Source organism: Oligoflexia bacterium, from assembly GCA_034439615.1.
Lineage (GTDB): Bacteria > Bdellovibrionota > Bdellovibrionia > JABDDW01 > JABDDW01 > JAWXAT01.
This window is the reverse complement of record JAWXAT010000041.1, coordinates 22,591-36,501: the sequence shown is the minus strand read 5'-3', so window position 1 is coordinate 36,501 and position 13,911 is coordinate 22,591. Positions and strand designations below refer to the sequence as shown.

10 protein-coding genes are annotated in these 13,911 nt (G+C 38.7%); 4 read left to right on the top strand and 6 right to left on the bottom strand.

The window, feature by feature from the left end; genetic code table 11:
• Positions 1-2: 2 nt before the first annotated feature.
• From bamA to ybeY, 5 genes are all read right to left on the bottom strand, one after another.
• A complete protein-coding gene (bamA, locus tag SGI74_10210) occupies positions 3-2,429 on the bottom strand; it encodes an outer membrane protein assembly factor BamA (protein ID MDZ4677867.1) in 2,427 nt (808 codons plus the stop codon).
• Between the two features lie 144 nt (positions 2,430-2,573).
• Complete coding sequence (locus SGI74_10205) at positions 2,574-3,284, bottom strand: ABC transporter ATP-binding protein (protein ID MDZ4677866.1); 711 nt, start codon at positions 3,282-3,284, stop codon at positions 2,574-2,576.
• Positions 3,274-4,473, bottom strand: coding sequence for an FtsX-like permease family protein (locus SGI74_10200; GenBank protein ID MDZ4677865.1), 1,200 nt, complete (start codon positions 4,471-4,473; stop codon positions 3,274-3,276). Before SGI74_10200 ends, SGI74_10205 begins: the two co-directional genes overlap by 11 nt.
• A gap of 22 nt (positions 4,474-4,495) precedes the next feature.
• Positions 4,496-5,612, bottom strand: a protein-coding gene (prfB, locus tag SGI74_10195) for a peptide chain release factor 2 (protein ID MDZ4677864.1) whose coding sequence is annotated in 2 segments (ribosomal slippage) — positions 4,496-5,527 and positions 5,529-5,612 — 1,116 coding nt in all. Because the reading frame shifts where the segments join, the coding sequence is not laid out codon by codon here.
• A gap of 12 nt (positions 5,613-5,624) precedes the next feature.
• Entirely contained in the window at positions 5,625-6,086 is a 462-nt protein-coding gene (gene ybeY / locus SGI74_10190; GenBank protein MDZ4677863.1) for an rRNA maturation RNase YbeY, read from the bottom strand.
• A 152-nt stretch (positions 6,087-6,238) separates the two neighbouring features.
• Between ybeY and SGI74_10185 the strand changes: the two genes are divergently transcribed.
• Together SGI74_10185 and SGI74_10180 are read left to right on the top strand one after the other, a co-directional pair.
• Positions 6,239-7,084, top strand: a complete 846-nt coding sequence (locus SGI74_10185) for a hypothetical protein (GenBank protein MDZ4677862.1) — start codon at positions 6,239-6,241, stop codon at positions 7,082-7,084.
• A gap of 3 nt (positions 7,085-7,087) precedes the next feature.
• Entirely contained in the window at positions 7,088-8,380 is a 1,293-nt protein-coding gene (locus tag SGI74_10180) for a hypothetical protein (GenBank protein ID MDZ4677861.1), read from the top strand.
• A 14-nt stretch (positions 8,381-8,394) separates the two neighbouring features.
• Here SGI74_10180 and SGI74_10175 read toward each other — a convergent pair whose 3' ends face one another.
• The gene (locus SGI74_10175) at positions 8,395-10,815 is read right to left on the bottom strand and encodes an HDIG domain-containing protein (GenBank protein ID MDZ4677860.1); all 2,421 of its coding nucleotides are present in this window, start codon (positions 10,813-10,815) and stop codon (positions 8,395-8,397) included.
• A 3-nt stretch (positions 10,816-10,818) separates the two neighbouring features.
• Between SGI74_10175 and mazG the strand changes: the two genes are divergently transcribed.
• Both mazG and SGI74_10165 read left to right on the top strand, forming a co-directional pair.
• On the top strand, positions 10,819-11,670 hold the full coding sequence (gene mazG / locus SGI74_10170; protein ID MDZ4677859.1) for a nucleoside triphosphate pyrophosphohydrolase: 852 nt from the start codon (positions 10,819-10,821) through the stop codon (positions 11,668-11,670).
• The gene (locus tag SGI74_10165; protein MDZ4677858.1) at positions 11,667-13,841 is read left to right on the top strand and encodes a lytic transglycosylase domain-containing protein; all 2,175 of its coding nucleotides are present in this window, start codon (positions 11,667-11,669) and stop codon (positions 13,839-13,841) included. Before mazG ends, SGI74_10165 begins: the two co-directional genes overlap by 4 nt.
• Positions 13,842-13,911: the final 70 nt, after the last annotated feature.

Genomic DNA, 13,911 nt, shown 5'->3' with positions numbered 1-13,911 from the left:
TTTTAAAAGGGTGATCCAATACTAAATTCAAAATTACTAAACGATTCATCAGGGAGACGATCAATCGGGAATCCCCATTCAAAGCGCAACGGCCCGATTGGTGAAAACCATCTAAATCCAAATCCCATATCCTGACGTAATGCTGATACCAAAATAGCATCATCAGCGGTTCCAACGTCATAAAATAAAACGCCCTTGATCTGGGCCTCAGTCACGAGAGGAAATTCAATCTCACCTTGATAAAAGAGCTCTTGAGTACCGCCATATGAAACAAGTCGAGGCGATGTTAGAGCAACGGCTGCGTTATTTGTTCCAGGCTGACAACATGTGGCCAAGCGTTTTTTACCAATGCTAAACCAATTGTAACCACGAAGACTGTTTGCACCGCCCAAGAGAAATAGTTCGTTAAATGGAACTGATTTACCTTGAGGTGCAGTAATAAAACCGTAATTAAGATTGTTACGCACTACAAGTTTCCAAAAAATTTCTTTATATGCCCGAGCGTTACCAAGACCTTTTGTATATTCTTTTGTACCACCTAATAGGCCACCGGCTTGCTCCATAGAAATGCTGGCAAAATATCCATTTGTTGGAGCCCAACGATCATTTCGCTGATCATAGACCACAGAACCTGTAATTGAACTTGTAATACCACTTACTGTTTTTGGATCATATAAATTCAAATCCGCATAGGGATCCATATGTACTTCGGTGCCATCGAGTTTGTAAGTGATGTAGCCATTGAGATATTCAGCAATAGGGTGACCTAAACGAATATCACCGCCGCCTTTTACTTCATCATAATTTGCGCGTTTATTAAGGGCCTTGTAACCATCAAATCCAAGTGACCATTCGGTGTCGTAAAAATAAGGCTCTGTAAAACCTAAATTATAGGTTTGTCCTAACGAATTCACATTAAGTGAAAAACCCAATACCTGGCCTTTACCAAATAAGTTTGTCTGATTGATTTGACCTTGAAATAAGAACCCACCAATTGTGCTATAACCAGCACCTACTTGAATTGTTCCAGTACTTCTCTCTTTTACTTGAATATCCATATTCAATATCGTTGGACTATCAGGAGGTGTTGAAGTGTTAAAGATAACTTCGCTGAAATAACCAAGACGTTTTACGTTCTCTTCTGATTTACGTTTACGTGTCTCATTATACAGTTCACCTTCGCGAATTTTCAATTCACGACGCACAACTTTGTCTCGTGTTTTGGTATTTCCGGTAACTGTTATTGTGCCGAAGTAAACTTTTTGACCCTTTTCAACTTCAAAAGAAATATCAACCAATCGCTCTTTCTCACGAATGGTAGTTTTTGGAATAATATTGGCAAATGCGTAACCCAAATCACCGTATTTAAACTGCAATGTCTTAAGATCTTTTTGGAGTGTTTCGTATACGAAGATTCCTGATTTTTGAATTTCTGTTGATTCAAATAATTCTTCTTTTGAAAAAAGAAGATCCCCTGCGAAATCAACTTTTCCGACGCTAAACTGCTCACCCTCTTCGATACGAATAGTAATTGATATACTGCGTTTATCAGGGCTCACGTATACTTGAGGTCGATCGATTTTAACTTGTACATAACCTTCATTGAAATACAGATAATTTAAAACACTGACATCTCGATCAAAGGCATCTTGCTTGTAACCACCTGATGAAGAGAGCCAGCTAAAAAATCCACCCTCTTGTGTTTGCATTGAAGCCTTAAGCTTAGAATCAAGCAAGGCTCTGTTGCCTAGGAATGTTACTTTTTTTACTTTTACTTTATCATTTTCTTTAATGTCAAAAGTGAGTTTTACTTCTTCTCCAGGCTTTACATCTTCAACTTTTGATTGAATGCGCGCTAGAAAAAAACCTTTGTCTTCGTAAAGCTTACTCATCTTATCAACAGCTTCACGAATCTTATTTTGATCAAGGATAGTATATTGCTTTAATGACGCCGCTTCTTGAAGATCATCTTTATCGACACGATCATTGCCCTTATAAATGATTTCAACAACTGATGGTTTTTCAGTTATTTTATAAGTGAGTTCAACTCCACCGCCAACAGATTGTTTATCAACTTCAACGTTATAGAAATAACCCATGTCATAAATACTTTGAACATCAGCACGTAAACTCTCGGAAGTGATGGGTTCGCCAACTTTTGATTTCAGTTTTGCGCGAATAGCATCAGGTTCGATTTTTTTAGTACCAGTAACACTGATTTTTGAAACAGTTCCCGAAACAACAACAGCACGCCCAGGGCTACTTTCAACAGGTCTTGGGTTTCGCATGAGAGTTTTTTTAGGGAGCGCTTCTACAGTTTTAGATTTTGATTTTTTTTGAGGAGCAGCAAGTAAATTAGTCGCAGGTAATGCCAAGTGCATTGCCCACATAAAAATGCTCAGCAAAAAAATTCTTTTACGAATCTTCAATTTTGTTAAAACCCCAGTGATTTCATATATTTACACAAAAACAACACATGCTAACAGCTCTTATTCTGTTTGTCAAAAGAGGAATACTTAAAAAACCAATGAATTCAAAAACCTTCGCGATTTAGAAGTGCCGCGTCATAACCGTTAGTGCCATTGCCCGTCACGCATTGTTTTAAGTTTTGGAAATTTTCGTGCAAACTCAAAATCGTGAGTGACAGTCACTAGAGTTAAGCCACGACGTTTTTGGAGTTCAAATAGTAGATTTTGTACTTGTTGGCCGTTTTTTTGATCTAGATTTCCCGTGGGTTCATCTGCAAAAACCACAGCAGGTTGTCGAACAAGGGCACGGGCTATGGCAACTCTTTGCTGCTCACCACCACTCATAGTGGCGGGTCTGTGGTGAAGTCGATCCTGAAGACCTAATTCTTTAAGTAACTGCTCTGCAGATCCACGGGCTTCACGAAAACTGATTCCCCCAATAAGAGCAGGCATCATGACATTTTCAAGGGCTGTGAATTCAGAGAGTAGATGATGAAATTGAAAAACAAATCCCATGGTTTTGTTTCGAAATACGCTGAGTTGATCATCATTCAAAGCAAAAATATCTCGCTGTCTAAAATGAACTGTACCTGACGACGGACGATCAAGGGCTCCCAATAAATGAAGAAGTGTTGATTTTCCAGCACCACTACTACCCATAATACAAACCGCTTCTCCAATGTAGATATCTAAATCAAGGCCTCTAAGAACATCAATTTTTGTAATAGCGTTCTTGGGTAAACTTGGGTCAGGTTCAGAAGTATAGGTCTTCTTTATTCCACGAGCTGAAATGAGAATGTTATTATCACGAGTCATATTTTAATCCCTCAACAGGATGAAGCTTTGCACCTTTTATAGCTGGAGCTAGGGTCGAAAGAAAGCATAACAAAAATGAACTCGCTAAAATCATAATAATATCAATCATACGAACCTCAACCGGCAGACGGTTCAAATGATAAACTGCAGCTGGCACATAAATGAAATTGGTCTTTGCAATTACTAAACACACACTTAAACCTAGAGCTATTCCTAAAATACTACCAAGGGCCCCTAGTACCATGCCTTGAAGACTAAAAAATCTTACAAGCCTTGCTTGAGTTGCACCCATGGTTTTAAAAACACTGATATCGCCGTAGCGCCGAAGCACTGAAATAAAAAGTGTGCTTGCGATATTAAAACATGCTGCAACAGTCATAAAAAGCATGACAATAAAAATCACAATTCTTTCAAGCTTTATAGCAGCAAAAAGATTGTGATTTGATTCAACCCAATCGCGAGTTAAATACATAAGCCCTAACTCTGTCGAAATGAGAAAACTTGCATCACGTGCTAAATCGGCATCGGTGAGTTTAATTCTTAGGCCAGTATAGACGGGGCCAAGACCACCAAGATCTTGAGCAGCTTTTGCAGAAGTGAGCATAAAGCGTGTATCGTATTGATGCATGCCCATATCCATGATGCCTGCGACTTTGAATTTTTTAAGCCTAGCGCTAAAGCCTAAAACTTTCATTGTTGAATTATTCTTAGGCAAAACTACACTCACTTCATCGCCAATTTGTAATTCAAATTTTTCAGCCAATGCTTGACCAATAATCACAGGAGGAAATTTTTCAAGCCCAGTCCCTAAGTTAAAATCTCCTTTAACTAAGCGAGGTCTTAGTGTGAGCGTTTTTTCAACATCGTTTGGTTCAAAACCCTCAACAACAACGCCACCCAATTTTCCCTTATGCGCCACCATGCCTTCAACATGTACAAAGGGCGTGGTGGATGTGATTTGTGGAACCAGTTTTTGAAGCCTGGGTTCTAATTCACTTAACGGATCAAGGGGGGCTCCACGCTTGAGAAGTAAGATGTGTCCGGTCACATCAACAACAGCATTTTTTATTGCAGATTCAAAACCACTGATAACAGATAATACGACAACGAGTGTCCCGATTCCTAAAGCCATCCCGATAATAGACAAAATTGAAACCAGGTTAAAAAACTGGCCCCGTCTTGTTTTCATGTATCTCCAGACGACCCAGAGTTCAAACATTCGTTTGTGACCTTAAGAAAGCGTATATGAAATCATCAATCTCACCATCCATGACGGCATTAACATTTCCCGTTTCATGATCAGTGCGATGATCTTTAACAAGTTGGTATGGCTGCATAACGTAACTTCTGATTTGTGAACCCCATTCGATAGCTTTTTTCACAGAATTCATTTTATCGCGTTCTTTATTTTGTTCTTCAATTCGTTTTTCATATAAACGTGCACGTAACATCTTAATTGCTTTGTCTTTGTTTGCGTGCTGACTGCGCTGACTTTGACATTGAACGACAATACCCGTGGGCATATGAGTGATACGAACAGCAGATTCTGTTTTATTTACGTGTTGTCCGCCAGCACCACCTGCTCTGAAGGTGTCTGTTTTTAAATCTACGTCTTTGATTTCAATTTCAACGTCGTCCTCAACTTCAGGATAAGCAAATATAGATGCAAAACTTGTGTGCCTGCGCGCATTGGAATCAAACGGACTAATACGCACAAGTCTATGTACACCGCTTTCTGCTTTTAAATATCCAAATGCATACTCACCTTCAAAACTCATGGTGCATGATTTAATTCCAGCACCATCACCGGGCGTGAGATCTTGAAGTTCGACTTTATAACCATGATGCTCACCCCAGCGGGTATAAAGGCGCATGAGAATTCCCGCCCAATCACAAGCTTCAGTGCCACCAGCACCAGAATTAATTGTCAAATAGGCACTGCTCAAATCAGCAGGTCCACCTAACATTTTTTTAAGTTCTAAATTATCGGCTAGTTTTTCTGCACCCGGAAGTGACCCTTGAACTTCACTAAAACTCTCTTCGTCTTTACTTTCTTGAGCGAGTTCTAAAAGTACGAGTCCATCTTCAACCATGCTTTTGAGCAAATCAAATTCACTTATGGCTTTTGATAAAAGGCTTTGCTCTTTTTGGAGCTTTTGCATTTCTTTTTGATTGTTCCAAACTTCGGGACGCTCTGTGAGTTGATTTATTTCGTTAAGTCGAGATCGTTTGTTATCGATGTCAAAGATAGCTCCGCAAGTCTTCAGCACGGGTTTTTAACTTTTCAAGAATTGCTTTAACTTCGGTTGCATGTACTGACAGTGACATTGTATTTCCTTCTTATTTGCTCAAGCGTTTAAAAAGTTTATCTTGGAGTCGCATCATTTTCACTTCATCTTTGCGGCTCTTCTCATGGTCATAACCCAAAAGATGTAAAAAGCCATGTATTAAGAGATAATCCATTTCTTGCTTAAAAGAAAGTCTATGTTCTTTGGCCTGGCGTCTTAAAACAGGTTCGCAAAAGACCAATTCACCCAAACCCATGCCTTTTTCTTCAGAGGCAAAGCTTAAAATATCGGTAGCGTAGTCTTTTTGACGAAATTTTTTATTAAGCTTGCGTGCAGCCAGAGTATCTAAAAAAACCAGCGACAAATAGGGCTGTTCTTTGGAGTGAGGTTTAGCTTTTTTGATGATTTTATTTTGAGAAAAAAGTTTAAAAAGCTTTTCACAAAGAGCCATAGCCTTAACTGTGGGTATGGGTTTTTTTGAAAAAATATGACATTCGATTCGAGTTTTTTTCATCTCCCAATACATAGCGTGAAGGAGGGCATTTTAGCAATAATTTGGTATGCATCTTGAACTACCCACAACTTGAGACATTTTTATTTCACCATAAGTAACCAATTGGAAACCAGGCGGGTTTACTGCCTATTTCCTAAGCAATGGGTGCCAAAATGCGGATTATATTACTGTTCACATGTCTAACGATTGTCGCTTCGTGCGCAAAAAAAACTGAAGAAATAAAAGACAAAAAAACTTTTGAAGAGTCGATTTTGGTTTCTGAAAAAGATACCAGCACTGGTGGATTATTAGTTGGTAATATTAAAGGTCAGTTCAAATCCACAGACCGCTGGGGAGCTACTAATCCCAGCACTGAAGTTTACTCAAAAGGTTGTAAAGTTCAAGGTGAGTCTGAACAATCAGCCACAGTTAATCTAGCATTACCTCGAACCTACACTGAAGCATTTGAACAATACTCAAGTGATGCTAAAATTTCACTAACACTTAATTCAAAAATTACTTCACAAAATAAATCAGGATTTAAAATTATCAGCACATATAAAGACTCCTCAAGCCTTGAGACTGTGAAGCCGGGAGCGAAATTTGAAGAAACTTGTCAAATTAAAAGAAAAAGCGGCATGGAGTCTCTTGAATGCAAATATGATTCAATCGCACTTGGTCTTCGTGATGTTTTAACTGATATCCAAAAGTGTGTTGCGAGTGGCGAAAATGAAAAATTAATTTCAACAAGTACTTTTGGGAATTTCATCTTTGCTGATAAAAAAGTGGTAAAGGCCTATTTTAAAAATGAAACGATTACGAGCACAAATATTAAATGCACAGGTATTCCTGAATTCAAAGGTGATTTTACGCACACGGTAATTACAACAAATGACGTTCTCACTCGCAACGTCGTTACGTGCGGTGGTGATACGATTTATGTCTATGAAAAAGCTGTAGACGAAAAAGGGAACGTCGTTAAAGAAACAAGCTACGAACTTTTGGGTTTTGAGAAATAAGAAATGCGTAATTCTGTATTTCTATTCATACTTTTATTCAGCTTAACATGCCAAAAGGTACTAGCTGTACACCTAAGCCCCCATTGTGACCTGGTTTTAAATCAACTTTCTGAAAAATCACATTATCAACATTTAAAAAATCCTGAAACCTCAATGAACGATGCTCTTGAGGTAAAAAAAGAATTTGATAAGCTCACCTTTGAGCAGAAACTTAAAATAAAGATTCCACATTTTGAAGCACAACTTCCCAGCCTTATTACGAGGCTTCGCAATGCCATAGACACCAATAACAACAATAAAAAATTAAAAAGGTATTTTTACTTGCATGATGAAAAGGGACAAACTCAGATTGAAAATGTTTCTAATGTAGAAGAAGCACTCACCTATTTACTTAATGAAGCTGAATTAAAATTAAAAAATCACGATGTTACATACTCTTGGTATCTAGGTTTTGTTAACGACTCCTTATTTGCCATTGAGGCAGCGACAAAAGAATTTCGGTTGCCTTACTCATTTAGTCGTTTATCAAGAGAAGTTGAAAATTACATACAAGGCGAAATCGCGCCTGAGTTCTTTGAGCTGATAGCAGGTAAACAAAACTGGGAAAATACTGTTTCACAATATCCACTCATATTTAAACAAGCAGCATCAATAGAACCCTCCACCATACAAGCTCATCGTCTTGCAGCTGCTAAAAAGATCATTTATTCTATGACCGCCCAGGGGTTCATGTATTGGCCCACATTTGCAGATTTAGAGTTTTTCCATTTTTGGGGAAAGTTTGAACAAGGAATATTTCCAGCAGTTATACTTGAAGGTGAAAACATTAATTATGATGAGCAAATAAATGTTTCCGCAGCCAATTATTTTTCTCATGACCTTACTGGTCACCCACTACAATGGACAAGAAATAATCACACTGAAAATAAACAAAAATTTATTCATAAAACTTTTGAACTTTTTGAGAGCATTGTTGATCGCCTCACACCTCAACTTCAAAGCGAGATTAAAGTCATTATCGCCGCTACAAACCACGAAGCTTCACTTTGGCCATCTCACTATTACTATAAAGAATTTTCAAAAAAAGATATCCTCAAACGACTTAAAAGCTTTCGCAATCCACAATCATTAAGAGAAATCGTGAACAAAGAAAAACATCTCAGCCATTTACGTGGTTTAAGCGACATCGCTCTGATAGCGCACTTTCATTCTTTCACCTTTGTGCATATTTCAATTATACTTGAGACAGTTTTTGCAACCGTGATTGCAAAAAATCCAGAATTACAAGAGCCGTAATCTCACTCATATGCTTACGCAGTAGTTGAATGAGATTTCTTTGAGCCCGAAGGCCTAGGTGCAGTCGGATAATCAATTCTCTGATGATAAATACCAAGTAAGATTTTTCCAAATGCCTCTTCAATAAGGGTTAGATCTTTAAGCGTCATACTGCAATCATCGAGCTGACCATCCATGAATTTTTTCTGAACTATGGTGTGCACAATCCCTTGCAGGCGTGCAGGTGTGGGCTCATCAAGTGTGCGTGCGGCAGCTTCAATACTATCTGCGAGCATGCACAATGCGGCCTCACGAAATTGTGGTTTTGGGCCCGGGTAACGGTATTCATCCTCACTTGTTTCGTGCATGTCTGCATCTTCATGTTCTTTTGCACGATGATAAAAAAAGCTAATCAGTGTTGTACCGTGATGTTGCTCAATAACATCAATGATGGGTTTACCTAGTTTGTATTTTAAACCCATCTCAACGCCATCTTTTACGTGGGCAATGAGAATTGTCTTACTCATCGTGGGATTTAAATGATCATGTCTATTTTCGCCAGCACGTTGATTTTCAATAAAATACTGAGCGTGATTTGTTTTCCCAATATCATGATAATATGCACACACTTTTGCTAACAACGGGTTAGCGCCAATGGCTTCTGCGGCAGTTTCACACATACTCCCCACCACAAGACTATGATGGTAAGTTCCTGGGGCTTTAACGATCATCTCTTTTAATAACGGATGATTAAGGTTACTGAGCTCTAGAAGTTTAACATCTGTCGTATATACAAAAAGTGATTCCCAAAGCGGAATCAAAGTAAGGGCTATAAAACTTGCCAGTAAACCACTTAAAAACCCAGCTGGCGTGTTCCAGAGAAGTTCTGTTTTTAAAATTTCAGGAGCAGGATTACTCATAAGTGTAGCGCAAAAAATCAAAAGCGCATTTACAAGCCCCGTACGTAATCCGGCGAGATAAAGATCATTTCGTTTTTTACATCCATAAACTCCACGAGCTGCAATTATGCTTGAAGTAAATGTTAAGGCCATGAAAGTCAGATTTTTCTCGAGTAGCAAACCCACAACCACAGCCATGAAAAGTGAAAATCCCCACACAACTTCCACTGCTGGGATAGTTAGCCCCACAATCATCACCCCGGCACTTGCAGGAATAAGATAAGTATAAAATGACGCAGGAACATTAGGAAACTGCTCAATAAAAGCAGCATTGGCAAAAAAGGCCATAAATTTTGCGATGGCTGTCACAAGAAAAACAATCACACCCATAGAAACAAAATCTTTTGTGGTCAGATTAATTCTTGTGACAAAACGGGATAAAAAACTTCCATAACTTACTATAAGTACTAAAAAGAAAAGTGCAGTTATTAGTGAAATAAAATCTTGATGTCTTGAAGCTTGAAGTTTTCTTAATTCATTTAAAATTGTAACATGAATTTTTTGTATAGGAGAACCTTCTCTGACGATTACTTGTCCTTTTTTAAGGGGCACAATGACATCACTTATTGCATCACGATTACGTTGCCTACGCATTTCTGTTTCAAGTTTATTTAGAGTAAGATTGGGGATAATAAGTGATCTGACAAAATCAGTAATTTGCACAATATCAACTGGCCGAGTAAACCCTGTGTAAATTCTTGAACCCAATCGATTGCGAACTTCTGAAACATCCATGAGAGACTGAGTATCGATAATAAACTCTTCGCCTTTACTTCCACGCTCTAATAAATTTACGATGATCCGATCACCCCTGAAAAGACTTGAGTCTTCAACAATTTTTTGACCACGCCATCTTTCAAGACTTTGCACAACTGCTGACTCAACACTGGGCTTAAATTTTTGTAGTGCAAGCCAATGAAAATTTTCTTTAGAAATTTTTAGACCACCAAGAGTCGTTTCAAAATCTGACTGACGAGTCATAAATTCACGAACTTGAGCGCCATAATTTTCTTTTGGCCACCCCTCTTCGATCAAAAGTTTACGCATGGTACCCATGGCGGTTCGTACACGCGTCGCAAGTTGGTCATAGAGATTTACGTCATAATCGTAGACTGGTGGTATGCCTAACTCTGATTCGCTACGTTTACGATTTGTTTGATCAATATCAATTACTTCAAAAGCTAGAGGGCTTTTGATATCGGTGCGGGCGAGGTCACCTTCTTTGAAACCTGAATAAGAAACATCGTAATCTAAAGAAATAAAAAAGCTAAGGGCCAGACAAAATAAAAATAAAAGCGCAATACTTCTGAGTTTAAAACGCGTATCAAGAACGTGCGCAATTCGGCCAGCAAAGGTTCTCTCGATACCAAGTTTATTCACCCACCCGATGAAGTCTTCAGAGTTTTTCTGATAGCTCCACCGCGTGTGTGGTTTTTGTTGTTGATCTGGCCGTAGTGGTCTGAGATTCATAGTTGCACCTGTATAAAGTTTCGGCATTTTTTGCCAAAACATCAGGTCTTTATATACATAAAACGCACAGCGTTACATAAAAGGATTCAAAATATGATAAAACCCCCAAGCACATTGCGTCAAATGTCTAGTCTTTGCGATATAATGAATGGCCTTTTGTCCCCCCAAGGTTGCCCCTGGGACCAAGAACAAACTCCTAAAAGCATCACACCAAATATACTCGAAGAAGCTCACGAACTTGTTGAGGCTATTGAGAAAGAAAATCTAAAAGATATAAAAGAGGAACTTGGAGACGTTTTACTACAAGTGGTTTTTCAATCAGCTATGTTTGAAAAACAAGGGCATTTTAATTTTGATGATGTCGTTGAAGGAATTTGCACAAAGCTTGTAACCCGCCACCCCCATGTATTTGGAGATATCAAAGCTAAAGATTCTCAAGAAGCTTTACAAAGCTGGAATGAAGCAAAGAGTAAAGAAAAAAAATCTTCTGATGACGGTGTATTTAACATTCCAATTTCATTACCAGCACTGCAACGCGCTCATAAAATAGGAACAAAAACCACGTCACTTAAATTTGATTGGGAAGGTCCAGACGGCGCTTTAGAAAAAGTAGTCGAAGAAATGGAAGAGTTTAAACAAGCGTATAGGTCTGGGGCTAAACAACACACTGAGGAAGAGCTGGGGGATCTATTTTTTGCACTGGCCCAGATGGCAAGGCATCTAAAACTTGAAGCCGAATCTGTGGCACGGGCCGCTAATCGAAAATTCGAGACTAGGTTTAAAAAACTACTGGAACGGGCCACCGCGCAAAACTTAGACTTTAACTTGCTGTCACTTGAAGAAAAAGAAAAGCTCTGGCAGCAAGTTAAAGATGAGGAATGAAAAAAAAATCAAACCAAGTAATTATCGCATTTTTTATATTGGTACTTTCATTTCAGTCACAAGCTGACATCAAAGCACCCACCGTAGCACTGCCGCCGGTGTCGACGCGAAATTTCGATACGCGTTCTTATGATCTCATTCTTGAAAAATTTAAAACTGATCACCCCGAAGAAAATAACCAACTGTGGGCTCTCTACACTCAAGGTCAGCATTGGCAATCAGAAGACATTCTAAAAGCATGCGAGATTTTTAAGAAACTAAGCCTTAATGAAGAATTTCCTTTGCATGCATTTTCACTAATCAATGAAGCACTTACTTGTAAATACACAACAGTTGAGTCTGCACGCTCACTATTTGAAAAAATAAATAAATTCATTGAAGTAAAAAAACCAAAGCGTTGGTTACATTCAGCGCTCGTTGATGCAAGTGTACCGCTGGCTTATTTATTGGGGCCTGAAACTTATGTTAATCAATGTTTAAATGCCTCTAAACTTTCTCGCTCGCGAAAAAACAAAACTCTCTATTTGCAAAATGCTCTTAGTCAGGCAAAAAAAATCAGCGTTGCAAAATTTAATGAAATTCAAAAAGAACTTTATCGTTTAGCTCCCCGACTTAACCCTAAGCCTGAAGATTGGTTTTCTGTCGGGCTCGATGCGACTTATAGTCACGATCATGAGGCAGCGGTCATTGCTTATGAGAAAGCTTTGAAGCAAAAATCAGTGAGCATTCATAGAACACGCATTACTTTTGAAAATTTAAAACTCGCATATAAAGCTATTCAAAAAAAACCAGAAGCACTTGCAACTGCGGGTAGGCTTTGGAAGTATGACACTGTTTTTTTTAAATCTCAAAAAGGCAAGGGTGACACTACAAAAAACTTTCTCTCAAGTGGCTTAAGCTTCGCCCGATTTGAATGGACAGAACATAAAGACAAAAAAGCTCTTAAATTATTATCAACTCTTGAAAAAATGATTAAGAATAAAATCCCCACAGGTGAGATTAATTTCGTTCGAAGTCTTATTTTTCAAGAACAAGAAAAAATGAAACCAGCACTCCTACAAATGGAACTCGCCACTCAAAATACAGACCCTAAAAACAAACTCCAATTTCAATGGCATAACGCTTGGTTGAATTTCAAACTCAAAAACTACGACACAGCGATTTCGATATTTAATTTACTACTGAGCACTGAGCAAGATCTTGGCCGACGTGCACAACAGATATTTTGGCTTGGCAAAGCTTACCAAGCAACCAACCAACCTGAACTCGCTAAAGCCAAATTTGAAGAACTTCAAAATGTCGACCCGTTAAGTTATTACTCACTTCTTGCATATCGCGAATTAAAACTCCCTATTCCAAAACCAACAAGTCTTCATGCTGGCGGGTTCACAAAACTTCCTAAAAAATTCTTCAGTTCAACAGAAGTTTCTTGGACGCTTTTTGATTGGCTCATATCTGTTCGCGAACTTAAACACGCCAGGCAATTTCTGGACGAAGAATCACCCCTGCCTGATGTGGGCATTGAAGATTGGCAAAATATATTCCAACAATATGCAAAAGCCGGTTCATATGCCGCAATCTTTGGCAAAATATCAAAACTCACATCTGAAGAACGCACGAAAATTTTAGTTGAAAATCCTGAGTTTTTATTTCCAAAGCCCTACAAAGAACTTATTGATTCAGCCAGCGCACAAACAGGTTTGTGGCCTGAGTTTATACTTTCAATCATGAGACAAGAATCAAGCTTTGATACACTCTCTGTAAGCCCCGCCAACGCATTTGGATTAATGCAGATTTTGCCACTCATCGCAAAACAGTATGACTCAAAAACAGGCCTTCGTTACAAAGAACCCCAAGATTTATTAGACCCTGTATTAAGCGTGAATTTCGGAGCACAACATTTGCGTAATTATTGGGATCTCTTTAACGGCCAATTTGTACTCGCCTCAGCGGCATACAATGCTAGCCCCGAAGCCATTCAACAATGGATCAAAAAACGCTACCGTGGAGACCCACTCATCTTTATTGAGGACATTCCCTATGAAGAAACGAGAACCTACGTAAAACTCATCATGCGTAATTTTATCAATTACTTACGCCTCTACTCACAGGGCGAGACCATAAACTTCCCTGAATGGTGCCTTGAGGATATCCAAGCGTCCAATCTGTAGTCAGCTAGAGCTAATATATATACTGTAATATCAAATACTTAGCCTAAGTTCTGAGCGGCACCCCCTTTGC

Bases quoted from the DNA above. Each gene is read 5' to 3' on its own strand.
- SGI74_10205 (MDZ4677866.1), bottom strand. From the start codon at position 3,284: ATGACTCGTGATAATAACATTCTCATTTCAGCTCGTGGAATAAAGAAG.
- SGI74_10175 (MDZ4677860.1), bottom strand. From the start codon at position 10,815: ATGCCGAAACTTTATACAGGTGCAACTATGAATCTCAGACCACTACGG.
- SGI74_10180 (MDZ4677861.1), top strand. From the start codon at position 7,088: ATGCGTAATTCTGTATTTCTATTCATACTTTTATTCAGCTTAACATGC.
- SGI74_10200 (MDZ4677865.1), bottom strand. From the start codon at position 4,473: ATGAAAACAAGACGGGGCCAGTTTTTTAACCTGGTTTCAATTTTGTCT.
- SGI74_10185 (MDZ4677862.1), top strand. From the start codon at position 6,239: ATGCGGATTATATTACTGTTCACATGTCTAACGATTGTCGCTTCGTGC.
- ybeY (MDZ4677863.1), bottom strand. From the start codon at position 6,086: ATGAAAAAAACTCGAATCGAATGTCATATTTTTTCAAAAAAACCCATA.
- SGI74_10165 (MDZ4677858.1), top strand. From the start codon at position 11,667: ATGAAAAAAAAATCAAACCAAGTAATTATCGCATTTTTTATATTGGTA.